Annotated in this window: 21 protein-coding genes and 1 pseudogene; 9 read left to right on the plus strand and 13 right to left on the minus strand. The window is 66.2% G+C overall.

All coding sequences use genetic code 11. From position 1 onward, the window contains the following. Window positions 1–10 precede the first annotated feature (10 nt). The gene (locus NGM28_RS11665) at window positions 11–235 is read left to right on the plus strand and encodes a DUF3820 family protein (protein ID WP_252090228.1); all 225 of its coding nucleotides are present in this window, start codon (window positions 11–13) and stop codon (window positions 233–235) included. Between the two features lie 75 nt (window positions 236–310). After that, window positions 311–1,087: a signal peptidase I gene (gene lepB, locus NGM28_RS11670; RefSeq protein WP_252090230.1), complete on the plus strand. Its 777-nt coding sequence runs from the start codon at window positions 311–313 to the stop codon at window positions 1,085–1,087. 36 nt (window positions 1,088–1,123) lie between these two features. On the opposite strand, the gene NGM28_RS11675 is transcribed toward lepB, so the two are convergent. Genes NGM28_RS11675 through ptsP form a run of 3 tightly spaced genes read right to left on the minus strand, consistent with a single transcriptional unit; the run spans window position 1,124 to window position 6,640 of the window. Beyond that, complete coding sequence (locus tag NGM28_RS11675; RefSeq protein ID WP_252090232.1) at window positions 1,124–2,839, minus strand: PTS fructose-like transporter subunit IIB; 1,716 nt, start codon at window positions 2,837–2,839, stop codon at window positions 1,124–1,126. Then, on the minus strand, window positions 2,839–3,786 hold the full coding sequence (gene pfkB / locus NGM28_RS11680; protein ID WP_240066324.1) for a 1-phosphofructokinase: 948 nt from the start codon (window positions 3,784–3,786) through the stop codon (window positions 2,839–2,841). The genes NGM28_RS11675 and pfkB overlap by 1 nt, the downstream gene beginning before the upstream one ends. A gap of 1 nt (window position 3,787) precedes the next feature. Continuing rightward, window positions 3,788–6,640 (minus strand): phosphoenolpyruvate--protein phosphotransferase, encoded by a 2,853-nt coding sequence (ptsP, locus tag NGM28_RS11685; RefSeq protein WP_252090234.1) that lies wholly within the window; start codon window positions 6,638–6,640, stop codon window positions 3,788–3,790. A 296-nt stretch (window positions 6,641–6,936) separates the two neighbouring features. Between ptsP and cra the strand changes: the two genes are divergently transcribed. Together cra and NGM28_RS11695 are read left to right on the plus strand one after the other, a co-directional pair. Then, window positions 6,937–7,932, plus strand: a complete 996-nt coding sequence (cra, locus tag NGM28_RS11690) for a catabolite repressor/activator (RefSeq protein WP_240066322.1) — start codon at window positions 6,937–6,939, stop codon at window positions 7,930–7,932. Between the two features lie 2 nt (window positions 7,933–7,934). Continuing rightward, the gene (locus NGM28_RS11695) at window positions 7,935–8,711 is read left to right on the plus strand and encodes a TatD family hydrolase (protein ID WP_252090236.1); all 777 of its coding nucleotides are present in this window, start codon (window positions 7,935–7,937) and stop codon (window positions 8,709–8,711) included. Between the two features lie 149 nt (window positions 8,712–8,860). On the opposite strand, the gene NGM28_RS11700 is transcribed toward NGM28_RS11695, so the two are convergent. The 4 genes from NGM28_RS11700 to NGM28_RS11715 all read right to left on the minus strand — a co-directional run bounded on the left by NGM28_RS11700 (window position 8,861) and on the right by NGM28_RS11715 (window position 14,828). Further along, a complete protein-coding gene (locus NGM28_RS11700; RefSeq protein ID WP_240066320.1) occupies window positions 8,861–10,873 on the minus strand; it encodes a methyl-accepting chemotaxis protein in 2,013 nt (670 codons plus the stop codon). A 213-nt stretch (window positions 10,874–11,086) separates the two neighbouring features. Next, complete coding sequence (gene ampE / locus NGM28_RS11705) at window positions 11,087–11,917, minus strand: regulatory signaling modulator protein AmpE (protein WP_240066319.1); 831 nt, start codon at window positions 11,915–11,917, stop codon at window positions 11,087–11,089. Continuing rightward, entirely contained in the window at window positions 11,914–12,480 is a 567-nt protein-coding gene (gene ampD, locus NGM28_RS11710) for a 1,6-anhydro-N-acetylmuramyl-L-alanine amidase AmpD (RefSeq protein ID WP_240066318.1), read from the minus strand. The genes ampE and ampD overlap by 4 nt, the downstream gene beginning before the upstream one ends. A gap of 191 nt (window positions 12,481–12,671) precedes the next feature. After that, window positions 12,672–14,828, minus strand: coding sequence for a DUF1631 domain-containing protein (locus NGM28_RS11715; protein WP_252090238.1), 2,157 nt, complete (start codon window positions 14,826–14,828; stop codon window positions 12,672–12,674). A gap of 242 nt (window positions 14,829–15,070) precedes the next feature. Here NGM28_RS11715 and nadC point away from each other — a divergent pair, with 242 nt between their 5' ends. Continuing rightward, a complete protein-coding gene (nadC, locus tag NGM28_RS11720; protein WP_240066316.1) occupies window positions 15,071–15,919 on the plus strand; it encodes a carboxylating nicotinate-nucleotide diphosphorylase in 849 nt (282 codons plus the stop codon). A 122-nt stretch (window positions 15,920–16,041) separates the two neighbouring features. Here nadC and trxB read toward each other — a convergent pair whose 3' ends face one another. Then, window positions 16,042–17,004, minus strand: coding sequence for a thioredoxin-disulfide reductase (trxB, locus tag NGM28_RS11725; RefSeq protein ID WP_240066315.1), 963 nt, complete (start codon window positions 17,002–17,004; stop codon window positions 16,042–16,044). Between the two features lie 328 nt (window positions 17,005–17,332). Here trxB and cysZ point away from each other — a divergent pair, with 328 nt between their 5' ends. Then, complete coding sequence (cysZ, locus tag NGM28_RS11730) at window positions 17,333–18,061, plus strand: sulfate transporter CysZ (protein ID WP_240066314.1); 729 nt, start codon at window positions 17,333–17,335, stop codon at window positions 18,059–18,061. Window positions 18,062–18,155: 94 nt separating this feature from the next. Here cysZ and NGM28_RS28955 read toward each other — a convergent pair whose 3' ends face one another. After that, window positions 18,156–18,587 carry a methyl-accepting chemotaxis protein gene (locus tag NGM28_RS28955; RefSeq protein WP_431196945.1) on the minus strand — a complete coding sequence of 144 codons (432 nt, stop codon included), beginning with the start codon at window positions 18,585–18,587 and terminating at the stop codon, window positions 18,156–18,158. A gap of 162 nt (window positions 18,588–18,749) precedes the next feature. Continuing rightward, a pseudogene (locus NGM28_RS28960) lies at window positions 18,750–19,517 on the minus strand (PAS domain-containing protein); the annotation flags it as partial. A 134-nt stretch (window positions 19,518–19,651) separates the two neighbouring features. On the opposite strand from NGM28_RS28960, the gene NGM28_RS11740 reads away from it, so the two are divergent. Beyond that, the gene (locus NGM28_RS11740) at window positions 19,652–20,854 is read left to right on the plus strand and encodes a glycosyltransferase family 4 protein (RefSeq protein ID WP_240066313.1); all 1,203 of its coding nucleotides are present in this window, start codon (window positions 19,652–19,654) and stop codon (window positions 20,852–20,854) included. Here NGM28_RS11740 and NGM28_RS11745 read toward each other — a convergent pair. From NGM28_RS11745 to NGM28_RS11755, 3 genes are all read right to left on the minus strand, one after another. Continuing rightward, window positions 20,823–21,926 carry an NADH:flavin oxidoreductase gene (locus NGM28_RS11745; RefSeq protein WP_252090242.1) on the minus strand — a complete coding sequence of 368 codons (1,104 nt, stop codon included), beginning with the start codon at window positions 21,924–21,926 and terminating at the stop codon, window positions 20,823–20,825. The genes NGM28_RS11740 and NGM28_RS11745 overlap by 32 nt on opposite strands. A gap of 134 nt (window positions 21,927–22,060) precedes the next feature. After that, window positions 22,061–22,543 carry a glutathione peroxidase gene (locus NGM28_RS11750; RefSeq protein WP_011532251.1) on the minus strand — a complete coding sequence of 161 codons (483 nt, stop codon included), beginning with the start codon at window positions 22,541–22,543 and terminating at the stop codon, window positions 22,061–22,063. 146 nt (window positions 22,544–22,689) lie between these two features. Beyond that, complete coding sequence (locus NGM28_RS11755) at window positions 22,690–23,175, minus strand: FKBP-type peptidyl-prolyl cis-trans isomerase (RefSeq protein ID WP_213659612.1); 486 nt, start codon at window positions 23,173–23,175, stop codon at window positions 22,690–22,692. On the opposite strand from NGM28_RS11755, the gene NGM28_RS11760 reads away from it, so the two are divergent. Both NGM28_RS11760 and pta read left to right on the plus strand, forming a co-directional pair. After that, a complete protein-coding gene (locus NGM28_RS11760; protein ID WP_240066311.1) occupies window positions 23,174–23,476 on the plus strand; it encodes a DUF3565 domain-containing protein in 303 nt (100 codons plus the stop codon). The two genes, NGM28_RS11755 and NGM28_RS11760, sit on opposite strands and share 2 nt — an antisense overlap. Before the next feature lie 32 nt (window positions 23,477–23,508). Further along, entirely contained in the window at window positions 23,509–25,599 is a 2,091-nt protein-coding gene (gene pta, locus NGM28_RS11765; protein ID WP_240066310.1) for a phosphate acetyltransferase, read from the plus strand. Window position 25,600 lies beyond the last annotated feature (1 nt).

Raw genomic sequence — 25,600 nt, forward strand, 5'->3', positions numbered from 1 at the left:
GCCCGAGCTGATGAAACCTGAATCACTGCAACTGCTGGTCACCCGCACCATGCCCTTCGGCAAGTACCAGGGCCGCTTGATCGCCGACCTGCCGGGCGACTACCTGGCGTGGTTCGCCCGCAAGGGCTTCCCGCCCGGCGAACTGGGCGGGTTGCTGGCGTTGATGCACGAGATCGACCACAACGGGTTGGGTGACCTGTTGAAGCCGTTGCGAGCCAAGGGGCGCAACATTTGAGGGGAATCCGCTCAAGGTTCGCCAGGGCACGCCGACAAACACACTCCCGCCCTTCTCACGGATGAATCGCCTCCCATGCAATCCCGTCAATCCGCCACGTGGGCGTTTGTGTTGTGCTTGCTGATACCCTTCTGGGGCCTGTTCTATGTGGGTCGGCTGTACTGGGCGCTGGCCGCCATCGCCTCGCAAGTATTCCTGTTCTATCTGGTTGGATGGTTCGCCTCGCCCACGGCGCTGATCGCCGGTCTTGCCATCACCGACACCTTGAACCTTGTACTGGCCTGCACGGCAGCCTGGATTGCACATCGCGGCCGAGCCGGCAAGCAACCCTCAGGTAAGCGACTGGCCGCCTATGCAGTGGCGATACTCATCATGCTTGTAGGGCTGCTGCAAGTGACCGGTCCTTTGCTCGGATTCCAGGTCGGAATAATCCCCTCGACATCGATGCGACCTGCACTGCAAGTCGGTGATTACATCATCGGTGATTGCCGGGCCGACGCCCCCAAGGTCGGTGACATCGTGCTGTACAGCGAAGAAAACGGCACAACTCAGTTCAAGCGCGTGGCAGGCGTGGCCGGCGACACGCTGGAGATCGTCAATGGCGAGCTGATCGTCAATGGCAGCAACCTGGGACTTTTCCATGCGTTGCCAGAAATGGTCAGACACCCACACTCGCTGACGCTGGCCCCCGTGGTGGTCGAGCCGGGCCATGTGTTCGTGCTGGGCGACAACCGCGACAACTCCAATGACAGTCGATTCATGGGGCAGATACTGGAAGCCAACGTTACCGCCAAAGTGACAGGGATCTTTGCTTCAAGCGATTACACCAGGATCGGTACAACCTTCGAATAGCTGCCTGGGGGCAAGGCCCCGGCAAGCAACCAGACGCTACCCCTTGGCAGGCGCCACCACCATCTCCACCTGCTCGCTCTTCTTGATCACGGCATACACCACCGCCGTCACCAGGCTCCCCGCCAGGATCGCCAGCAGGTACAGCAGCGCGTGGTTGATCGCGTTGGGGATCAGCAGCACGAACAACCCGCCATGGGGTGCCATCAGCTTGCAGCCGAAGTACATCGACAGCGCACCGGTCAGCGCGCCCCCGGCGATGCTCGCCGGGATCACCCGCAGCGGGTCCTTGGCGGCAAACGGGATCGCCCCCTCCGAGATGAAGCACAACCCCAGCGCCAGCGCCGCCTTGCCGGCCTCGCGCTCGCTCTGGGCGAACTTGCGCCGGGCCAGGAAGGTGGCGATGCCCAGGCCGATCGGCGGCACCATGCCGGCGGCCATGGTCGCGGCCATCGGCGCGTAGCTGGCCGAGGCCAGCAGCCCCACCGAGAACGCATAGGCCGCCTTGTTGATCGGCCCACCGAGGTCGACACACATCATGCCGCCCAATAACAGCCCGAGCAGGATGGCGTTGGTGGTGCCCATGCTGTCGAGAAACTGCGTAAGCCCTTCGAGCATCGCCGCCACCGGCTGGCCGACCACGTAGATCATCACCAGGCCGGTGAACAGGCTGGCCAGCAGCGGGATGATCAGGATCGGCTTGAGCGCTTCCAGGCTCGTTGGCAGGCGCACCCAGCGGGCGATGACCTTGGCGCTGTAGCCGGCGAGGAAACCGGCGATGATGCCGCCGATGAAACCCGCGCCCAGGGTGCCGGCCAGCAGACCGCCGATCATACCCGGGGCCAAACCCGGGCGGTCGGCGATGGACCAGGCGATATAACCCGCCAGCAATGGCACCATCAGCTTGAACGCCGCCTCGCCGCCGATCTGCATCAGCGCGGCGGGCAAGGTGCCGGCCTCTTTGTAGGCCTCGATGCCGAATACGAACGACAGCGCGATCAGCAGGCCACCCGCCACCACCATCGGCAACATGAACGACACCCCGGTCAGCAGGTGCTTGTAGATGCCGGCCTTCTCGGCCTTTTGCGGGGCACTGGTGCCTGTGCTCTCGACCTTGGCCTGGTTCAGCGCGTTGTCCAGGGTGGCGCGGGCCTGCTTGAGGGCGATGCCGGTGCCGCAGCGGTAGATGCGCTTGCCGGCGAAGCGGGCCGTGGGCACTTCGATATCGGCGGCCAGCAGCACCACATCGGCTTCGGCGATGGCTTCGCTAGACAAGGGATTGCGCGCACCGACCGAGCCCTGGGTTTCGACGGTGAGCTGGTAGCCCAGCGCCTGGGCGGCCTGCTGCAGGGCCTCGGCGGCCATGAAGGTGTGTGCCACGCCCGTGGGGCAGGCGGTCACCGCGACGATCTTCACCGCAGCGCTGGCCACGGCCGGGGCCACGTCCTGAACCTGTGCCTTGGCCGCCGCCTCGTCGAGGAAACCTTCGCGGTCCGCCAGGGCTTGGGCCGGGGTGCTCTGGTACAGGCGTTTGCCGGCGAAGCGCGCCAGGTCCACCGGGCCGGTGCTGACCACCAGCACCCAGTCGGCCTCGGCGATCTGCGCCGGGGTCAGGCGGCGTTCTGGGTGTTCGGCGTCCTGCACTTCGACGCTGGTGCTCCAGCCGCGACGCTGGGCGGCGGCGGCCAGCAGGCGCGCGCTGAGCACGCTGGAGACCTGGCCGTTGGGGCAGGCGGTGACAATGGCGATGTTCATCAGCAGCCCTCTTCTTGTTGTTCTGTCAGCTGTACGCCGGCTTGCAACCGTGCCAGCTGGTCACGGTCGTCAATGCCGAAACCGACCTGGGTCACCGCCTGGGCGGCGATGGCCGTGGCGCGGCGCAAGGTGTCTGCGGCGGGCTCGTCTTGCAGCAGGCCATGGACCATCCCGGCCACCAGCGAGTCGCCCGCGCCCACGGTGCTGGCGATGCGCACCTGAGGGGGTTGGGCGTGCAGCGCCAGGCCACTGGCGAACCAGTTCACGCCCTGCTCGCCCTGGGACACCACGACATGCTCGATGCCGGTGGCCAGCAATTGCCGGGCGGCGGCGCGCTGTTCAGCCAGGGTGTTCACCGCCAGCCCCAGCACCTCGCCCAGTTCCTCGGTGTTCGGTTTCACCAGCCACGGCATCGCCTGCAAACCGGCACGCAGCGCTTCGCCGCTGCTGTCCAGCGCCACCTTCAGGCCTTGGGCCTTGAGGGTATCCAGCAGTGCACGCAGCCACTGCGGGCTGATGCCACGCGGCAGGCTGCCGGCCACCACCACCGCGTCATGGCCGGGCGCGATCTGCGCAAGCCTGCGCAGCAACTCGGCCTGAGCAGCTTCGTCCACTTGCGGGCCCTGGCCGTTGATGTCAGTGACCCGGCCATCGGCTTCGACCAGCTTGATATTGCTGCGGGTCTCGCCCGGCACGCGCACGAAACAATCGGCGAAACCGCGTCGCCCGATCAGCGCCTCGAAAGGTTGCAGGTTGTCGCAGCCCAGAAAGCCGCCGACGGTGACATCGTGCCCCAGGTCGGCCAGCACCTGGGCGACGTTCAAGCCCTTGCCGGCAGCATGGCTGTACTGGGCCTGGCTGCGGTTGACCTGGCCCGGGCGCAGGTGCTCGAGGCTGACGGTGATGTCCAGCGCAGGGTTGAGGGTGAGGGTGAGGATCTTGGCCATCTCAGTAACGCTCCACCAGCGCCCGGACCGCTTCGGCGCTGTCTTGTTGCAGGGCCTCGCGCGCCAGGGCGCGGGCCGTCGAATGGTTGGCCTGGCGCACCAGGGCCTTGACTTCAGGGATGCTGCGGGCGGACACGCTCAGCTCGTCCACCTCAAGGCCCAGCAGCACGGCGACCGCCTGCGGGTCGGCCGCCAGCTCGCCGCACACGCCCACCCACTTGCCATGGGCATGGGCGGCGCGCACGGTCATGTCGATCAGGTTGAGCACCGCCGGGTGCAGGCCGTCGGCCTGGGCTGACAGGCTCGGGTGGCCGCGGTCGATGGCCAGGGTGTACTGGGTGAGGTCGTTGGTGCCGATGCTGAAGAAGTCCACTTCGCGGGCCAGTTGCGGCGCCAGCAAGGCGGCCGAGGGCACCTCGACCATGATGCCGACCTGCAGGTCGCTGACCGGGATCTCCTGGCGCAGGCGCTCGACCATGGCCTTGGCCGCGCGCCATTCGTGGGCCTGGCCGACCATGGGGAACATGATCCGCAGCGGCCGGTCGCCGGCGGCGCGCAGCAGGGCGCGCAACTGGTCCTCCATCACCTGGGGCCGTTGCAGGGTCAGGCGCACGCCGCGCACGCCGAGGAAGGGGTTGTCCTCCGCCGCGATGGGCCAGTAAGGCAACGGCTTGTCGCCACCCACATCGAGGGTACGCACCACCAGCGGCCGACCGGCCAGGCCATCGAGCACGCGGCGGTACTCGGCTTCTTGGGTGGCCACGTCGGGCGCCTGGGGGTGGGCCATGAAGATCAGTTCGGTGCGCAGCAGGCCCACGCCTTCGGCGCCCTGCTCCACCACCTTGTCGATACCGCTGCTTTCGCCGATGTTGGCCACCACTTCCACGCGGTGGCCGTCACGGGTGATCGCCGGCTCGTGGCGGTTGGCCCAGGCGGCTTGCAGGCGCTGTTCGCGGGCATCGCGCTCGGCCAGGGCACGCTGCAGTTCATCGGCAGGCGGTACGACCACCACCCGGCCACGTTGGCCGTCGAGCAACAGGGGGGTGCCGCTGTCCAGCAAGAGCACCGCAGCCCCGGCGCCAACCACGGCCGGGATACCCAGGGCACGGGCGACGATGGCGCTGTGGGCGGTGGCGCCGCCTTGGGCGGTAACGATGCCGGCGACCCGGGCCGGGTCCAGGCGCGCCACATCCGACGGGCCGACCTCGGCCATCACCAGCACGTAGGGTTGTTCGGGCGCCGGGGTGTCCTGCACGCCGCACAACTGCGCCAGCACCCGGCGACCGATATCGCGCAGGTCGGCGGCGCGCTCGGCCAGCAGGGCATCATGCAGCGCCTCCTGCTGGCGTGCGGCGGCTTCGATCACTGCCATCCAGGCTGCGGCGGCGCTCTCGCCTTGAGCCAGGCGCAACTCGACTTCGTCGGTCAGGGCCGGGTCGGCGAGCATTTCCTGGTGGGTGACGAAGATCTCGCCGATGGCCTTGTCGCTGCGCTGTACCAGCGCTTGAAGGTCGCCGTGCACGGCTTCGATGGCCTGGCGTAGCTTCAGACGCTCCTGCGCGGGGGATTCACCGCGCAGAGGGTAGTCGATCTCTCGCTCGACACAGACGTGGGCCGGGCCGCTGGCGATGCCCGGCGATGCAGCGACACCTTGAAGGTGGCTGCCTGGAATCGGCGCCTGAAGGGCTTCGGCCGCTGGCTCGACGGTCGGCGGCACGGTCGCCGGCAGCGGCTCGACGTCCTCGCCCAGACCTTGCTCGATGGCCGCCAGCAGCACCGGCAGGGCATCGGTGGCGATGGCCGGCTCGGCGACCAGTTCCAGCGTCTGGCCACGGCGCGCACCCAGGCTGAGCAGCTTGCTCAGGCTTTTCACCGATACCGCGGGCTGGCCACTGTCGAGCAGGCGCACCCGCACTTCGCCCTCGAAGCCCTTGGCCAGTTGCGCCAGCACCTTGGCCGGGCGGGCATGCAGGCCATGAGGATTGGCCAGCACCACGCGGGCACTGGGCCAGTCGGTGGGCGCCTCGCCACCGAGCACTTCGAGCACGGCGCGGCTGCTGGTGGCCTGGTAGAGCGTCTGCCCACGGCCTTCGATCAGCACTTCGCACAGGCGCTCGAGCAGCGCTTCGTGAGCAGCGCCTAGGCTGGCCAGGCAGAACAGGCCATTGAGCGGCTGGTCGCGGTAGCGCAGGGGTTGTTGAGGGGTGATGAAGGCCAGGCCAGGCTGCAACACCTGGCGCTCGCTGTGCAGCCACCACAGGCCTTCGCCCAAAGGCAGCGGTTCGGCTTGTTGCAGCACCGCGGCAAAACCGCTGTCGACGCAGCCGGCGCGTTGCAGCAGGCGGGCGCCGCGCCAGGCCAGCTCGTCGAAGTCCTCGGCGGCCAGGCTTAGGCCGACCAACTGTGCGTCCAGCGCCAGCTCGCGGGGGGCGCCTTGCAGCAGCTTGAGCAGCGCTTCGGCGGAGCTGGCCCGGCGCAGGGCTTCGGCCAGGTCGGTTTCGCCCAGGGCGCGGGTCAACAGTTGCAGAAGGCGCAGGTGCTCGTCGGAGCGGGCGGCAATGGCGATGGCGAGGTAGACGACTTGGCCGTCGCCCCAGTCCACGCCCTCGGGAAACTGCATCAGGCGCACGCCGGTAGCGAATACCTGGTCGCGGGTCTGTGGCGTGCCATGAGGGATGGCGATGCCCTGGCCGAGGAAGGTCGAGCCTTGCGCCTCGCGGGCATGCAGCCCTGCGAGGTACCCCTCGGCCACCAGCCCATCAGCCACCAGCCGCCCGGCCAGCAAGGCCAGCGCCTCGCCCTTGTCGGCGGCCTTCTGGCCCATGGCAATCTGCTCCACGGCAAGCTCGAGCATGACCTTCTCCTTTTGCGGCGCCCACGTCGGCGACCCAGGTATTGTTGTGGATTTGGCGGCTAGATACCGCTCGAACGATCAGCATGGCGGGCAAACAACTGGTTTCTCGGCAGAAAAATTTCCAGTGCTGAATCGTTTAATCTGACCAAGTGGCCACGTTACTCGATAATCTTCCGACGAAAAAGCCCCATCCTGTCGGACAATTGCGACAATGGTCGTCTGCGCGCGGGCCTGCCGATGGGTGAAACTACCCGGTCAGGCAAGCAGTCAGCCCCGGAAATAACAAGGAAAATTCGGTGAAACTCAGCGATATCGCCCGTCTGGCCGGTGTGTCCGTGACCACCGCCAGCTACGTCATCAATGGCAAGGCCGAACAGCAGCGCATCAGCAACAGCACCGTCGAGCGCGTGCGCGCGGTGGTCGAGGCCCACGGCTTCACCCCCAACCCCCAGGCCGCGGGCCTGCGCAGCCGGCACACGCGCACACTGGGCTTCATTCTCCCGGATCTGGAGAACCCCAGCTACGCCCGCATCGCCAAGCAACTGGAGCAAGGGGCCCGGGCCCGCGGCTACCAGCTGCTGATCGCCAGCAGCGACGACCAGCCCGACAGCGAGCGCCAGTTGCAGCAGCTGTTCCGCGCCCGCCGCTGCGACGCACTGTTCGTCGCCAGCTGCCTGCCTCCGGAGGACGACAGCTACCGTGAGTTGCAGGCCAAGGGCCTGCCGGTGATCGCCATCGACCGGCGCCTGGACCCGGCGCATTTCTGCTCGGTGATCAGCGACGACCGCGACGCCAGCCGCCAGCTGGCCCAAAGCCTGCTCAAGACCCAACCGCGCAGCATCGCCCTGATCGGCGCGCGCCCGGAGCTGTCGGTCAGCCAGGCCCGCGCCGGTGGCTTCGACGAGGCCCTGCAAGGCTTTGCCGGTGACGTGCGCCGCTACCAGGGCGAAGCGTTCAGCCGCGAATGCGGCCAGCGCCTGATGCAGCAACTGATCGACGAGCTGGGTGGCTTGCCGGATGCCCTGGTGACCACCTCCTATGTGCTGCTGCAAGGGGTGTTCGACGCGCTTCAGGCGCGCCCGGCCGATTCGCGCCAACTGCAGCTGGGCACCTTCGGCGACAACCAGTTGCTCGATTTCCTGCCGCTGCCGGTCAACGCCATGGCCCAGCAGCACGGCCTGATCGCCGCCACCGCGCTGGAGCTGGCGCTGGCCGCCATCGAGCACAAACGCTACGAACCCGGTGTGCATGCCATTGGCCGCACCTTCAAGCAACGTATCGCCCTGGCCTGACCATGCGCCTGATCGACACCCACACCCACCTCGACTTCCCTGATTTCGACGCCGATCGCGAGCAGTTGCTGGACAACGCGGCGGCGCACGGCGTAGAGCGGGTGGTGGTGCTGGGGGTGTATCAGGAGAACCTCCAGCGGGTGTGGGACCTGGCCTGTCGCGACCAGCGTGTCTACGCCGCGCTGGGGCTGCACCCGATCTACCTCGACCAGCATCGCCCCGAACACCTGGTGCAATTGCGTGAATGGCTGGAGCGCCTGCACGGTGATCCACGCCTGTGCGCGGTGGGCGAGTTCGGCCTGGACTTCTACCTGCCGGAGCTGGACCCGGCGCGCCAGCAGGCGCTGTTCGAGGCCCAACTGCAACTGGCCTGCGATTTCGCCCTGCCCTCGCTGCTGCACGTGCGCCGCAGCCATGCCCAGGTGATCGCCACGCTCAAGCGCTACACACCGGCACGGGCGGGGATCATCCATGCCTTTGCCGGCAGCTATGAGGAGGCGCGGGAATACATCAGGCTCGGCTTCAAGCTGGGGCTCGGCGGCGCCGCCACCTGGCCCCAGGCACTGCGCCTGCGCAAGACCCTGCCGCGCCTGCCACTGGAGAGCGTGGTGCTGGAGACCGACGCGCCGGACATGGCGCCGGCGATGTTCCCCGGGCAGCGCAACAGCCCGGAGCATCTGCCGGCGATTGCGGGGGCATTGGCGGAGGTGATGGGGGTAGAAGTCGGATTGTTGGCTGAGGCCAGCAGCCGGAATGCCTGTGAGGTTTTTGGCTGGTAGACCAACGCGATCCCTGTAGGAGCGGCCTTGCGCCGCGAAAGGGCCGCAAAGCGGCCCCGGCATTCTGCGTCACGACAACTGTCACTGGGGCTGCTACGCAGCCCATTCGCGGCACAAGGCCGCTCCTACAGGGGTCGAGCCGCTGCCGGCTAGACCCTGAACGCTCCGATCAGACGCTTGAGCTCCACCACCTGCGCCGACAGTGCCCGGCTGGCGTCCTCGGTCTGGCAAGCCCCCTCGGTGGTGTCCTGGGCCGCGCGGTTGATCGCCACGATGTTCAGGTCGATATCGTGGGCCACGGCCGTCTGCTGCTCGACGGCGGCGGCAATCTGCTGGTTCTGCTCGACGATCCCGCCCACCGCGCCAAGAATATTGCCCAGTGCCTGCTGCACCTGACGCGCCTCGTCGACTGTGCCAGCAGCCATCTGGTGACTACTGCCCATGACTTTCACCGCTGCCCCGACCCCCTCGCGCAAACGCTGGATCATCTGCGCGATCTCCTCGGTGGAGTCCTGGGTACGCCTGGCCAGGGTACGCACTTCGTCGGCGACCACGGCGAAGCCCCTGCCTTGCTCGCCGGCCCGGGCGGCCTCGATGGCGGCGTTGAGGGCCAGCAGGTTGGTCTGCTCGGCGATGCTGCGAATCACCTCCAGCACCCGCCCGATCGCCTGGCTGTCGCCCGCCAGCTGGTTGACCGCCGCCACGCTCTGGTCGATCTCGCCGGCCAGGCGGGCGATGCTGCCCTGCTGGCTCTCCACCAGATCCCGGCCGGAGGCACTTTCATGGTTGACCCGCTGCGCGCCCTCGGCGGCCAATGCCGCGCTGCGTGCGACCTCCAGCGAAGTGGCGCTCATCTGGTTCATCGCCGTGGCGACTTGCTCGATCTGCTCGCGCTGGCCACTGACTGCCTGGTTGCTGCGGGCCGACACCGACAGCACCTGGCCAGCCTGTTCCTCGACCGTGGTCACGGTGTGGCCCACCTGCTCGATCAGCCCGCGGATGCGCCGCACGGTCTCGTTGAAGCCCCGCCCCAGTTCACCCAGTTCGTCCTGGCTGCGGGCCTGGAAGCTGACCGTCATGTCGCCGGCCGCCACCTTGTCCATGGCACTGCCCAGGTTACCGAGGGTTTCGCGGGTGGAAACGTAGAAACCGCTGTAGAGGTAGATGATCAACACGAACACCGAGGCCAGCGCGACCACCAGGCCGATCATGCGCAGGCGGTGTTCGCCGAGGCGCTCCTCGAGCTGCCCGTGCAGGTGGGTGAGCACCGCGTCGTTGAGGCGGTAGGTCTGGGCCATCAGGTCGCTGGTCTGCTGGTAGAAGCCGGCCCACGGCGTGTCCAGGCTTTCAGCCACCACCACCTGATCTTCGAACAGCGTCGACGCCTGCTTGACCGTGGCCTGGCTGGCCTGGGCAACAGCGGCGAGGTCGGCCTTGGCGGCAGCATCGCTGGCCAGGACATCGTCGAGGCGGATGGCATAGTCGGCGGACAACCGTTCAAGGCGCTGCAACAGGTCTTCGAAGCGAGCACTGCCGGAGGAGTCCATGAAGCCGCGCCCCAGGGCCACCGATCCCATCGCCCGCCCCTCGCCCAGCGCCTGGGTGACCTGCGCGGTGGCACTACCGACCAATTCCCCCAACTGGCGTACCGAGGCCTGGCTGTCCTGGCTCAGGCCCGCCTGGCTGGCGATCAACTTACCCAGCACCTGGGCCTGGGCCAGAAGCTTGTCGAACAGCGCCACCTTGTTCTGCAGCGACGTCTCGCCACGCGCCTGGGCAAAGGCATCGGCCAGCTCGCCGCGCTTGGCCTCGATCACCGAATCGCCGCCCCTGAGCGCGTCGAGCTGGGCCTGGACCTTGTCCTGCAAGGCGGCGATGCGCGTCTCCACATCACCGGCCTGGCCCGACTGGCCGAGCACGGCATTGATCTGCAGGAGATTGCCCAGGGTTTCCAGGTCGCCGCGCAGGGCCAGGCTATCGCCCAGCGGCCGCAGGCCTTGCAGCTCGACGTGGGTGGCATGGAACTGGTTGTAGGCATCGCGCACCAGATAGAAGCTGGTGGCGAGCATGGGCAGGAAAAACAGGACGCTGATCAAGCTGAACTTCATGCCGAAGCTCAGGCGATTCATCAGTGCGATGGCCGGATAGAGCAGCTGCTTCACAGGTCACCTCCTTGAATTCTTGTTGTTCTGCGGGGTAGCACTAGGCCATCTATGGCCCAACGCTTTGTATAGCGCAGATTGGAATCAAGGTTTGTAACTTATGGTTAAGCTCACCTGTAGGAGCGGCTTTAGCCGCGATGCGGTGTGGGCACCCGCTGCGCGGGTGATCGCGGCTGAAGCCGCTCCTACAGGTGCTCCAGGCGCCGCCAAAGCTCAGACCAGCACGGTCCACAGCGCAAAACAGGCGTACCACAGTACCGCGCAGCGCAGCAGCAGTTCCCACAGGCTGTCCAGCCGCTCCAGCCCGCGCTGGCGGTCTTCCTCTTCCGGAATATCGTCGGCCACCCGCCCGACCTTGGCCACCAGGTGCCCGGCGCTGATATGCCAGTCGAGCAGCTCGTGCAGCATCACCCGGGTGACCGCGACGAAGTTGCCAACCAGCGCGAAACTCACCGCGATGACCCGCACCGGCAACCAGTCCAGGGCATGGCGCAATTGCCCGGCCAGGGCCTGTAGCGCTGGCTGGCGGCTGTGGTCGGCGGTCAGGGCGAGCAGGCGGTAGGCCAGCGCCGCGCCCGGCCCGAGCAGGAAGTACCAGAAGATCACCGCGAAGAAGCTCTGGTAGGCCTGCCACAGCAAATGCCCCTGCACCCGCTTGATCAGGCCCTGGGCATCATCGGCGGCCAGGCCCAGGTCACGCTCGGCCACGTGCAGCGCGGCCTGGTCGTCGCCCCGGCGCCAGGCATCGCGAAACGGCCCCAAGGCCGCCTTAACATCGCCACGCCCCAGGCTGTACACCAGCACCAGCAAGTGCACCGGCAAGGCCAGCAGGCCATAGGCGACCGGCTCCAGCACGTGCAGCAGCAAGGCCAGCACCGCCACCGGCGCCAGGATCAGGATGGCCAGGGTCCACCAGGGGTGGACCTTGCCGCTGCGCTCCAGGCGCACCAGTTCGCCGAGGAAGAAACCATCACGCTGCACACGGTGGCGCAGGGCGGAGAACTTCTCGACCCACAGCGCCAGCACCAACACCAGGAAACTCATGCCTTGTCCTCGTTACGCTGCAGGGCGGCGCGGTAGCGCGGCCAGTCGAATGCCGGGCCCGGGTCGGTCTTGCGCTGCGGGGCGATGTCGCTGTGGCCGCAAATGCGTTGCAGCCCGATCACCGGCCAGGCGCCGCAGATCTCACGGGTCAGCTGCTCCAGGGTGGCGTACTGGGCATCTGTGTAGGGCAGTTCGTCGGTGCCCTCCAGCTCGATACCGATGGAAAAGTCGTTGCAGCCCTCGCGCGCTTCGAAGCGCGATACCCCGGCATGCCAGGCGCGGTCGAGCAGCGAGACGAACTGGGTCGCCTTGCCGTCGCGCTCGACGAACAGGTGGGCGGACACCGTGAGGTGTTTGATGTTGGCGAAGTAGGGATGCTCGTCCGGGTCCAGGCGGTTCTGGAAGAACTGTTGGACCTTGCCAGTGCCGAAACAGGCCGGCGGCAGGCTGATGTTGTGGATGACCAGCAGCGAGATGGCCTCGCCGTCGGGGCGGGCGTTGAAGTTCGGCGAAGGGCAGCGGGTCACGCCGGAGAACCAACCGGTCGCACGGTCCAATTGCATGGAGCAGATCCTGAAAACACCGGGTACAGAACCGCAGTATGCCTCGCCGGCGCGGCCGATTGCATGTGAATCATTGTAAGGGCCGCAACAGAGCGCAAAGCGTCGGATCACCTCGCGAACAGCGCCCCACGCTGTAGGAGCCGGCTTTGCCGGCGAAAGGGCCAGTACAGCCAACATACAGTCCTACGGCTTCAGCGCCCCTGCTGCCGGCGCAAACCCTCAAGCACCGCCTCCAGCGCCCGCTCGAACAGCAACCCGCCATCGAGCAGGCGAACTTCTCCCAGACGCAGCGCCATGGCCAGCCCGGCGCGGTTCCATTCACGCACCTTCATCCCGGTACGGTTGGCAAAGACGAAGCGGTCGTTGATATCCACCCGCGCCACCAACTTGCAACGCAACGGTTCATCATCGTCCAGCACTTCGACCCAGGTGCCGATACGCAGGTGCTGCACCTGGCGCAACGCAGGCTCCTGATCATCCAGGCATGGGCGTGGCCCGCAGGCCGGCTCGTCGGTGATGGCCAGTACGATGTCGTCTTCGACGCGTACCAGGGCCAACGCCCCATCGGCCTCCTCCACCTTCCCCGCGCACGCCTGCAGGTGCAGCCGCTCCAGTTGCAGGAAGAACTCACGGGTGGCCGCCGAGTCCAGCGCCACCCCCGCCAGCCCTTCGCGCAATGCCTTGAGCAGGCCTGGTACCTGCTCAAGCAGCAGGCTTGGCTCAGGGGCCGGGACAATGCTGACGAGCAGGGTGTCGATGGTCGCCAGGCCCTCGGTCCACGCCGTCGAGGCCTCGCCCTGCTTGAGCCAGGCCAGCAGCAGCACCTGGCTCCAGGACTGCACCAGCATCCGCAGCACCCCCTCGGGCAACACTCGCCCCCGCAGGCGCTGGTTCAGCTCATGCTGCACCCGCTGTCGGGCCAGCAGCGTACGGGCGCGACCTTCCTCGGCGTCGCGCGTGCGTTGCTCGAACAACTCGTTGCGCCGCCGCTCGTCCTGGCTGAAGGCCAGGAACTCGTCGAGCAGCTCGCTGAACAGCCCGCAATCTTCGGAGAAATCATTGAGCAGCCGCTGGACGATGCGCTCCACCCGCAGGTGCAGGCTGTCGCGCAGGCCGTTTGCGTCGCTCTCCCAGCCGATGGCCGTGGTGGCGATTTCGTTGAGCAGGCGCCGCGCCGGATGGGTGGCGCGGCAGAACAACGCCTTGTCGATCAAGGCGACCTTGAGCAGAGGAATGTGCAGGCGACCGATCAACCCACGCAGGCTGACGGGTAAATTGTCGTCGCCCTCGATGTAGCCGAACAGCAGGCCCACCAGGTTGATCATGTCCTCGTCGTCGGTGGCGATACGCCGGCGCGTACCGCTGCGCACGCTGACCCGCAGCAGCAATTGCTCCAACTGCTGGCCGAGGTTGAAGTCGTCCGGCTCGCCAGCGCCAGGTACGTAATGCTGCAGGTGGGTGAGCAGGCGCAGCAGGTCGCTCGTGCCGATCGGCTGCGCCGAGCCCACGGCCTGCAGACGCGGCGCGATGCTTCCCCGCGAAGGCGCCAGAAGTCCCTGCACCGAGGCGAAGAAAGCCTGCCCGGCTGCGTCGGCCCCCGCCTCGCCGGCTTGCACGGGGTTGTTTGGCACGCGCCGGGCAATGTCGCGCAGGTCCTCGGCGCGGCGGCGTGGCGCAGGTTGCAGGTCAGGCAGCACACCGGCACTGGCCAGCAGCTGGCCGGCCTCGCCATACAACAGGTCGAGATCACGCAACACATAGCGCTCGAAGAGTTTGAGCAAGACCATCTTGACGCTCGTACCCACGCCCAGGTTGCGCCCTGCCGCCAGGAAATAATCACAGAGACGGGCAGGACCAAGCGGGTTACGTCGCTCGTCCAGGTCCCGATCGAGCAGCACGGCAAAGCGCTGATTCAGCTGTTGGAGAAAAAAGCCGTCGCGCGACAGCACCTGGTCGACCATGCCCTGTACAACGATGGAACGCTCAAGTTCGGTCTCGCCGCAGGCCCCCGGCGTCGGCATCAGCGAATCGAACAGGTCGTTCCGGCCAATCAGCGCAAAGGCTTCGTGGAACAGATCGAGGAACCCGCGCTCAATGCTCTTGCGCTTCAACCGCAGGTCGCGCATGGCTTCGAAGTAGAGGTTCTGATCAACCCGGGCGCCGGCCTTGTCGGCCATCTCGAAGAGGGTGTCGTCGGCATTGTCGAACAACGCCTGCAAGCCTTGGCGTAGCTGCAAGGCTGCCTTGTCGCGCACTTGCAGGAGCAACACGGGAAGGCTCGGCGAGGGCGTGCGCACGCCCCGGTCGATGGCGGCCGCCAAGGGCACCACCTTGCCTTCTTTATGCATCCCGGACTCCTTGCTGGATGTAACGTTGTTCGACTGGAAGGGGTCGTCAAAGCTATGACGCCAAATACAAGGCGCCATTATCGATGAAAATTCTGATAGCTGCTAGCACGCCATTCGCACGCCTCACTGACAGTGCATTCGCCCGGTTGCTCGCACGACCTGACCAAAGGTCATCGGCGCGACAGCTGTACAGGCTGCCCCCCTGCCCTATAATCGCCGGCACCTAGCTTGTGGAGCCGACCATGCCGAACCTACGCCTCGCCGACCTGACCGCCGAAATCGAAGCCAATGTGCGCCGCGCGCTGCTGGAAGATATCGGCAGCGGCGACATCACCGCCCAGTTGATTCCGGCTGAGCGCCTGGCCAAGGCGACCATCATCACCCGCGAGGACTGCGTGATTGCCGGCACTGCTTGGGTGGATGCGGTATTCCGCCAGCTCGACCCGCGGGTGGCAGTGCACTGGCAAGTCGCGGACGGCGAACGGGCGACGGCCAACCAGGCGTTGTTCCACCTCGAAGGCCCCGCGCGCTCGCTGCTCAGCGGCGAGCGCTCGGCCCTGAACTTCCTGCAGATGCTCTCGGGCGTGGCCACCCGCGCGCGCTTGCTCGCCGACCTGGTGGAGGGCACCCAGGTGCGCCTGCTCGACACCCGCAAGACCCTGCCCGGCCTGCGCCTGGCGCAGAAGTACGCGGTCACCTGCGGCGGCTGCCACAACCACCGCATCGGCCTGTACGACGCCTTCCTGATCAAGGAAAACCATATCGCCGCCAGCGGCGGCGTGGCCCAGGCCGTGGCGGCGGCGCACCGCATCGCGCCGGGCAAGCCGGTGGAGATCGAGGTGGAAAGCCTGGACGAGCTGCGCCAGGCGTTGGCGGCGGGGGCCGATATCGTCATGCTCGACGAACTGACCCTGGATGAGATGCGTGAGGCGGTGCGCATCAACAACGGCAAGGCCAAGCTCGAAGCCAGCGGCGGTGTGAACGAAACCACCTTGCGGGTGATCGCCGAGACGGGCGTGGATTACATCTCGATCGGTGCGATGACCAAGGATGTGAAGGCGGTGGACCTGTCGATGCGCCTTAGCCTGTAAGTCGAATCGCGGATATGAAAAAACCGGCCATAAGGCCGGTTTTTTTGTAGGTCCTGTTCGCCGGCAAGCCGGCTCCTACAGGGGCTTTTAGGAGCCGGCTTGCCGGCGAACCAACGCAACGCTTAGTGCGCGGCGTTGGCCAGGCCGTCCAGGTAGCGCTCGACGTCCAGCGCGGCCATGCAGCCGGCGCCGGCCGAGGTGATGGCCTGGCGGTAGACGTGGTCGGCCACGTCACCAGCGGCGAACACGCCCTCGACGTTGGTGGCGGTGGCGTTGCCTTCACGGCCGCCGTGGACCACCAGGTAGCCGTCCTTCAGGGTCAGCTGGCCTTCGAACAGCGAGGTGTTCGGGGTGTGGCCGATGGCGATGAATACGCCGTCGACCTTGATTTCGTCGAAGCTGCCGTCGTTGTTCTTCAGGCGCGCGCCAGTCACGCCCATGTTGTCACCCAGCACTTCGTCCAGGTTGGCGTTGAGCTTGAGCTCGATCTTGCCTTCGGCCACGCGGGCGTGCAGCTTGTCGATCAGGATCTTCTCGGCGCGGAAGGTGTCGCGACGGTGCACCAGGGTCACCTTGCTGGCGATGTTGGCCAGGTACAGCGCCTCTTCCACGGCAGTGTTGCCGCCGCCCACCACCGCGACCGGCTTGTTGCGGTAGAAGAAGCCGTCGCAGGTGGCGCAGGCCGACACGCCCTTGCCCATGAAGGTCTCTTCCGAAGGCAGGCCCAGGTAGCGAGCGCTGGCACCGGTGGCGACGATCAGTGCGTCACAGGTGTAGGTGCCGCTGTCACCACGCAGGGTGAACGGCTTGTTGGCCAGGTCCACGGCGTTGATGTGGTCGAAGACGATCTCGGTCTCGAAGCGCTCGGCGTGCTCCTGCATGCGCTGCATCAGGGCCGGGCCGGTCAGGCCATGGGGGTCGCCCGGCCAGTTGTCGACCTCGGTGGTGGTGGTCAGCTGGCCGCCGGCCTGCATGCCGGTGATCAGCAGCGGCTTGAGGTTGGCGCGGGCGGCATAGACCGCGGCGCTGTAACCGGCAGGGCCGGAACCGAGAATGATGACGCGCGAATGACGTACTTCGGACATGTCGAACTCCTGTCGAGCCGGCCGCACCGGGCCGATACCTGTGTACCGGCTGCGCCAGCTGGAATTAAAAGGGACCCACGCAGCACTTGGGGAAGGCTACAACGCGCAGGTCCTGAAACCAAAAAAGTTGAGCGCACTGTAGCGAGGCCGCAGAGAGTAAGGAAATATCCTTCGACAATCCACCTCATAGGCAGCCTCTATCCTGGGAAGAAACCGATAGGCAATGCCCAGGCGCTTTGTTACAGGCCGTTTCCCGGCCACCGCGTGCCTTTCGTCGCCGCGCCAAACTCTGTAAGGTCAGCGCGTTTTCCTTCTGCGGAGCATTCCGATGCAAGCCCCCGTCCTTTCCGGCCCCCAGTACCTGCGCGAAGGGCTGAAGCTGGTCCTGAGCCCGAGCCTGCGGCTGTTCGTGCTGCTGCCCCTGGCGGTCAACCTGCTGCTGTTCGGCGGCCTGATCTACTTCGCCGGGCACCAGTTCAGCCTGTGGGTCGACAGCCTGATGCCCACCCTGCCCGACTGGCTGAGCTTCCTCACCTACATCCTCTGGCCGTTGTTCGTCGCCCTGGTGCTACTGATGGTGTTCTTCACCTTCACGCTGCTGGCCAACGTGATCGCCGCGCCGTTCAACGGGTTTCTCGCGGAAAAGGTCGAGGTGGTGGTGCGCGGCCAGGACACCTTCCCACCCTTCAGTTGGGCGGAGCTGCTAGCCATGGTGCCACGCACCCTGAGCCGGGAAATGCGCAAGCTCGGCTACTTCCTGCCACGGGCCATCGGCCTGTTCATCCTGTCGTTCATCCCGGTGGTCAACGTGATCGCCGCGCCGCTGTGGCTGGTGTTCGGTGTCTGGATGATGGCTATCCAGTACATCGACTACCCGGCGGACAACAACAAGATGAGCTGGCAGGACATGCTGGCCTGGCTGCGGCAGAAGCGCTGGCAGTCGATGGGGTTTGGCGGGATCACGTACCTGGCGTTGATGATCCCGGGTGTGAACGTGCTGATGATGCCGGCGGCGGTGGCGGGCGCCACGCTGTTCTGGGTGCGTGAGCGCGGCTGACCCGCGCGCTATCCCTGTAGGAGCCAGCTTGCTGGCGAACCGGAGCGACGCGGTGCGCCCGGTTCGCCAGCAAGCTGGCTCCTACAGGTTCAGGTCAGGAACTGAGCTGGCTGGAGAACTGCCCCACCGCATCCACTACTTTCTTCGCCCCTTCCTGGATCTCCACGATCACCCCTCCGGTATCGGCGGCGAGGGCCAAGCCCTGCTCGGCCTGGCGCTTGCTGGTGTCGATGATGTCCACCGCCGCCTGGGCCAACTGTTCGTTTTGCTGCACCACCTTGGCGATCTCCTCGGTAGCACTGCTGGTGCGCGAGGCGAGCTGGCGCACTTCGTCGGCGACCACCGCGAAACCGCGCCCCTGCTCGCCGGCCCGGGCCGCCTCGATGGCGGCGTTGAGCGCCAGCAGGTTGGTCTGGCCGGCAATGTCGCTGATGGTCTTGATGATCGCGCCGATCACCTTGGACTGCTTGTCCAGCGCCTGGATACCCTCGGCGGCATCCTGCATGGAACCCTCCAGGCCGCGCATCACCTCGACCGTCTGGGTCACCACGTCGGTGGCCTTGCGTGCGCTGCTGTCGGTTTCCAGGGAGGTGGTGTAGGCGATGTCCGCCGCCTGGGCCACGGCCAGCTCCTGGTTGACCTGGTCGGTGATCACCGTGGCGAACTTGACCACTTTGTAGAGCACGTCGTGGGCGTCGATGATCGGGTTGTACGAGGCCTCCAGCCACACCACCCGACCGTGTGCATCGATGCGCTTGAAGCGGTCCGCGACATACTCGCCACGGCGCAGCTTGTCCCAGAACTGCTGGTAGCCGACCGAACCAGCCTCTTCCGGCTCGCAGAACATGCGGTGGTGTTTGCCGCGCACCTGCTCCAGGTTGTAGCCCATGGTCTGCAGGAAGCGGTCGTTGGCGGTGATCACCTGGCCATCGAGGTTGAACTCGATCACCGCGGTGGAGCGCATCAGTGCCTTGATCAGGCTCTCATGCTCGCGGGAAGTCTCGATGGTGCGGGTCAGGTCGCTGGAATGCAGCGAGAAGTACTTGATCCGCCCTTCGCTGTTCTTGACCGGCTGCAGGATCGAGCGCAACCAGGCTTCCTCGCCATTGCCACGCAGCAGACGGAAGGCACCGTTGAGGTGCTCGCCACGGGTGATCGCGTGCTTCATGCGTTGGTAGAAGTCGAGCTTCTTCACGTGGGGCGGGACGATATCCTCGATGTTGCGCCCGACCAGCTGTTCGGCGCGGTAGAGCATCTCGGTCTCGAAATTGCCGTTGACCGACTCGATACGGCCCTGGGGATCGAGCTGGAGCACCAGCATCTCGCTGTCGAGGCTGTTCTTGACCTGCTCGATGGACATCAACTCTTCGCGCAGTTGCTGGATTTCTTTCTTCAGTTTGCTGTTGAACATGACCGCTCTCCTGGAGCGAATTCCCGTAGACGAATGCCTCTGCATCGGCTGCGGCCATGCAGTTCTTGAGCATCCTGCAAGGAATTATTCATTGGCCTGAAATCGCCGGAAATCAGGCGTCATCTGCACGTCACAAAGGCGTCATATGAGCGCAATCGGGGCATCGGAAACTTTTTGTCATGAATACACCGTCCCTGCGCATCACCCTGGTCAGCGAAACCTTTCCACCCGAGATCAACGGTGTGGCCAACACCCTTGGCCGCCTGAGTGACGGGCTGCGGCAACGGGGCCATCAGGTGGAAATCGTCCGTCCACGCCAGGCGGGTGACACCGCGGGTGTACCTGATGAAACGCTGCTGCTTTGCCGAGGCTGGCCGTTACCCGGTTATCCCGGGTTGCAATGGGGCGAAGTGTCGATGCACCGCCTGCTGCGCCGTTGGCGCCGGCAGCGGCCGGATGTGCTGTACATCGCCACCGAAGGCCCGCTTGGCCTGAGCGCGCTGCGCGCCGCCCGACGCCTGGGGATCGCCGTGGTCAGCGGCTTCCACACCAACTTCCCGCAGTACTCCGGGCAATACGGCCTGGGCCTGCTGGCGCGGATGCTCACCCACTACCTGCGCTGGTTCCACCGGCGCACCGCCATCACCCTGGTCCCCAGCGCCAGCCAACGGCTGGAACTGGAACGACGCGGCTTCGAGCGGCTGGGCCTGATGGCCCGTGGCGTCGATGCCGGTCTGTTCAACCCGGCCCGGCGCAACCAGACGCTGCGTGAACAGTGGGGCCTGGGCGCGGATGACATCGCCGTGCTGCACGTCGGGCGCCTGGCCCCGGAAAAGAACCTGGCCCTGCTGCGCCCTTGCCTGGAAGCGTTGGCAAGCAGTTATCCACAAAAGCGCCTGCGCCTGATCGTGGTGGGCGACGGACCACAGCGTGCGAGCCTGGAACAGCAACTGCCGCAGGCGGTGTTCTGTGGTGCGCAGCGTGGCGAGGCGCTGGCCGAGCACTATGCCAGCGGGGATCTGTTCCTGTTCCCCAGCCTCACCGAGACCTTTGGCAATGTGGTGCTGGAGGCCCTGGCCTCGGGGTTGGCGGTGGTCGCCTACGACGAAGCCGCCGCCGCCCAGCACATCCGCCACGGCCACAGCGGCGCCCTGGCCATGCCCGGCGACCAGGCCGCCTTCATCGATGCCGCCTGTTGGCTGCTCGAGGAAGGCGAAACCCTGCGCCGGGTACGCCTCAATGCCCGGCAGCATGCCAGCCGCCAGGGCTGGCCGGCCATCGTCGAGCAGTTCGAGGGTTACCTGCGTGGCGCGATGGCAGGAAGCGGAGTTCCTGCCGCCACGCTGGCAATCAAGCCAGGCTCGTCAGTGCCTCACGGCTGAACGGCAGCACGTCGGCTTCACGCCCGTCGCGCACCTTCTGCGCCCACTGCGCGTCCACCAGCAGGGCCCGGCCCACGGCCACCAGATCGAACTCCTCGTCCTCGAGCCTGCGCAGCAACCCTTCCAGGCTGGCCGGCTTGGCCACCTTGTCGGTGTCGACCATGAATTGCAGGAACTCGCCGTCCAGCCCGACACTGCCCACGGTGATGGTCGGCTTGCCAGTGAGCTGGCGGGTCCAGCCGGCCAGGTTCAGCTCGCTGCCGGCGAACTCCGGCTCCCAGAAGCGACGCGTGGAGCAGTGGAAGATGTCCACACCCGCTTCGGACAGCGGCTTGAGGAAGGCCGCCAGGGCTTCGGGCGTCTCCACCAGACGCGCGTTGTAGTCCTGCTGTTTCCATTGCGAGAAGCGGAAGATGATCGGGAAGTCCGGGCCGACCGCTTCGCGCACGGCCTGGATCAGCTCGATGGCGAAACGTGAACGACTGGCCAAATCGCCACCATATTCGTCATCACGACGGTTGCTGGCCTCCCAGAAGAACTGGTCGATCAGATAACCGTGGGCGCCGTGGATCTCCACGCCGTCCATGCCGATGGCCTGGGCGTCACGGGCAGCCTGGGCAAAGGCTGCGATGACGTCATGGATATCCTCGTGGGTCATGCCGTGGACCACCACCTTGCCATCCTTCTCCTTGCCACTCGGGCCATAGCCCGGCACGCTGCCGTCCGGCTCGGTGCCCAGACGGCGCACGCTGCCCACATGCCACAGCTGCGGCACGATGCGCCCGCCTTCGGCGTGCACCGCGTCGACCACCTTCTTCCAGCCCGCCAGGGCATCCTCGCCGTGAAAGCGCGGCACGTTGGGGTAGCCATTGGCGGCCAGGTGGCCGACCGTGGTGCCTTCGGTGATGATCAACCCAACGCCGGCGGCGGCGCGGCGGCGGTAGTACTCGACCACCCCGTCATGGGGCACGCCGCCCGGCGAGAAGGTACGGGTCATTGGCGCCATGACCACGCGGGTCGGCAAGTCGAGGGAGCCAAGGGTGAAGGGCTGGAACAGAGGGTTGCTGGACATGCGGCGCTCCCGACGGGTGAGGAATTGCGCCAAAGAGTAGGGGGAGCCTGGTGGCGGGCACAGCATCATTGATTTGAGTGATTGCGGGGTATCGCGAGAGATTGCAGGGGCCGCTCGGCGGCCCCTCGGGCTGTTCAGGCCAGCGCCTTCTCGATCGCCTGCAGCACGGTCGGATCGTCCGGCGCGGTCCGTGGCGCGAAACGCGCCAGCACACGGCCATCTTTGCCCACCAGGAACTTCTCGAAATTCCAGGTGATGTCACCCGGGAATTCGGCGCCTTCGCCCGCCAGCAAGCGATACAGCGAGTGACGATGCGGGCCGTTGACCTCGAGCTTGGCCCCCATCGGGAAGCTCACGCCATAGTTGAGGCGGCAGAAATCGTTGATCTCTTTTTCGCTCCCAGGCTCCTGCCCGGCAAACTGGTTGCACGGCAGGCCGAGCACGTTGAACCCCTTGCCCTTGAACTGCTGATGGAGCTTTTCCAGCGAAGCGTACTGCGGCGTCAGGCCACACTTGGACGCAACATTGACCACCAGCACCACCTGGCCCTTGAACGGTGCAAGGGGCAGCTCCTTGCCATCCAGCGCCTGCAACGTCAGGTCGTGAAATGCACTCATGTTGATTCCCCTCTCAGGTTCCCATTTGCCGCTGGGGGCGAATCCCGCCCACTAAAAAGGCGCGCGGTCAAACCGTCTACCCTCCCGAGGAGGGCAAGTCCGGCTTGCCCGAGCGCCTGGCGACTCTCTGAGCTTAGCGCAGAAAATCAGTGGTGATGGCCACCTTCACCGTGGATGTGACGGTGAGCGATTTCTTCTTCGCTGGCGTCACGCACGTCAACGACCTTGACCTTGAAGTTAAGGCGCTGGCCAGCCAGCGGGTGGTTGCCGTCGACGGTCACGTCGTCGCCGTCGATGTCGCGGATGGTGACGATCTGCATCTGGCCGTCCGGCGCCGAGGCGTGGAACTGCATGCCGACTTCCAGCTTGTCGACGCCTTCGAACAGGCTGCTGCTCAGGGTGCTGACCAGTTCGGCGGAGTATTCGCCGTAGGCGTCTTCCGGTTCGATGGCAACGGTCAGTTCGTCACCGGCCTGTTTGCCTTCCAGGGCTTTTTCCAGGCCCGGGATGATGTTTCCGGCACCGTGCAGGTAGACCAGCGGCGCACCACCGGCGGAGCTGTCGATGACCTCACCAGCGTCGTTGGTCAGGGTATAGTCGATGGAGACAGCCTTGTTGGCGGCGATCAGCATGGGGCAAGACCTTTTGCAAAAGAATGTAGAACCGGGAAGTGTAACCAAGGCATCGTCCGATTGCGAACGCGCCATGGACGAACAATCGCCCGTCAGTCAGATCCTCGGCTTTCACCAGGACGAGGAAGGCCACTGGGTGGCCGATCTGTCCTGCGGCCACACCCAGCACCTGCGCCACCAGCCCCCCTGGCAATCGCGCCCCTGGGTGCTCGACCCTGCCCAGCGTGCGCAACGGGTCGGCCAGGCATTTGCCTGCGGCTGGTGCGCCCAGGGTGCCGTTAGCGCTACCCTTGGCCATTGAATTCCTTGCACCGCTTATTTCGAGAAGCACGCATGCAGACATTTTTCATCGCGCCGACCGACTTTGGTGTCGGCCTGACCTCCATCAGCCTGGGCCTGGTCCGCACCCTGGAACGCGCCGGGCTCAAGGTCGGCTTCTTCAAGCCGATCGCCCAACCGCATCCCGGCGATACCGGCCCGGAGCGCTCCAGCGAACTGGTTGCCCGCACCCATGGCATCAAGCCGCCCACCCCGCTGAGCCTGGCCCATGTCGAGCGTATGCTCGGCGACGGGCAACTGGACGAACTGCTCGAGGAGATCATCCGCCTCTACCAGCAAGCCTGCGTCGGCAAGGACGTGGTGGTCGTGGAAGGCATGGTGCCGACCCGGCACGCCAGCTACGCGGCGCGGGTCAACCTGCACCTGGCCAAGAGCCTGGATGCCGAGGTGATCCTGGTATCAGCGCCGGAAAACGAAGTGCTGAGCGAGCTGTCCGGCCGGGTCGAACTGCAGGCCCAGCTGTTTGGTGGCCCACGCGACCCGAAGGTGCTGGGGGTGATCCTCAACAAGGTGCGCACCGACGAAAGCATGGCCGACTTCGCCACGCGCCTGCGCGAGCACTCGCCGCTGCTGCGCGGCAACGACTTCCGCCTGCTGGGTTGCATCCCCTACCAGGCCGACCTCAATGCACCGCGCACCCGCGATGTCGCCGAACTGCTGGGTGCCCAGGTGCTCAACGCCGGTGACTACGAACAGCGGCGCATGAACAAGATCATCATCTGCGCGCGCACCGTGGCCAATACGGTGCCGCTGCTGACCTCCGGCACGCTGGTGGTGACCCCGGGCGATCGCGACGACATCATCCTCGCGGTGAGCCTCGCGGCGATCAACGGCGTGCCCTTGGCCGGCCTGCTGCTGACCAGCGACAGCAAACCCGATCCGCGCATCCTTGGCCTGTGCCGCGGCGCCTTGCAGGCCGGTCTGCCGATTCTGTCGGTGAGCACCGGCTCCTACGACACCGCCAACCAGCTCAACTCGCTGAACCGCGAAATCCCGGTGGATGACCGTGAGCGCGCCGAGTTCATCACCGACTTCGTCGCCAGCCACCTGGACGCCGACTGGTTGCATCAGCGCTGCGGCACGCCCCGTGAGCTGCGCCTGTCTCCAGCGGTGTTCCGCTACCAGTTGATCCAGCGCGCCCAGCAGGCCAACAAGCGTATCGTCCTGCCCGAAGGCGCCGAGCCGTTGCTGGTCCAGGCCGCCGCGCTGTGCCAGGCGCGCGGCATCGCCCGCTGCGTGCTGCTGGCCAAGCCGGAGGCGGTGGAAGCCGTCGCCAGGGCCCAAGGCATCATCCTGCCGCCCGACCTGGAGGTGCTGGATCCGGAGCTGATTCGCGGCCGTTATGTCGAGCCCATGGTCGAGCTGCGCAAGAGCAAGAACCTCAACGCACCAATGGCCGAGCAGCAACTCGAGGACCCGGTGGTGATCGCCACCATGATGCTCGCCCTGGGCGAGGTCGATGGCCTGGTCTCGGGCCTGGTGCACTCCACCGCCAACACCATCCGCCCGGCCCTGCAACTGATCAAGACCGCACCGGGCGCCAGCCTGGTGTCGTCGGTGTTCTTCATGCTGTTCCCCGACCAGGTGCTGGTGTATGGCGATTGCGTGATGAACCCGCACCCCAGCGCTGCCGAGCTGGCCGAGATCGCCCGGCAGAGCGCCGAATCGGCCGAGTCGTTCGGCATCGTGCCACGGGTGGCGATGCTCAGCTATTCCAGCGACTCGGCGGCCAGTGACGAAGAGGTAGAAAAAGTGCGCGAGGCCACGCGCCTGGCGCAGCAGGCCGAGCACGACCTGCTGATCGACGGGCCGCTGCAGTACGACGCTGCCGCCAACCCCGAGATCGCCCGCCAGCTGGCGCCATCGAGCCCCGTAGCTGGACGCGCCACAGTGTTCGTGTTCCCCGACCTGAACACCGGCAACACCACCCACAAGGCCGTGCAACGCAGCGCCGACTGCGTCAGCCTCGGGCCGATGCTCCAGGGGTTGCGCAAACCGGTCAACGACCTGCCGCGCGGGGCGCAGGTGGACGATATCGTGCATACCATCGCGCTGACGGCCATTCAGGCCAGCACCGTGCGCTGAA

Origin of the sequence: Pseudomonas sp. MWU13-3659, assembly GCF_023757525.1 — a bacterium.
Taxonomy (GTDB): domain Bacteria; phylum Pseudomonadota; class Gammaproteobacteria; order Pseudomonadales; family Pseudomonadaceae; genus Aquipseudomonas; species Aquipseudomonas entomophila_E.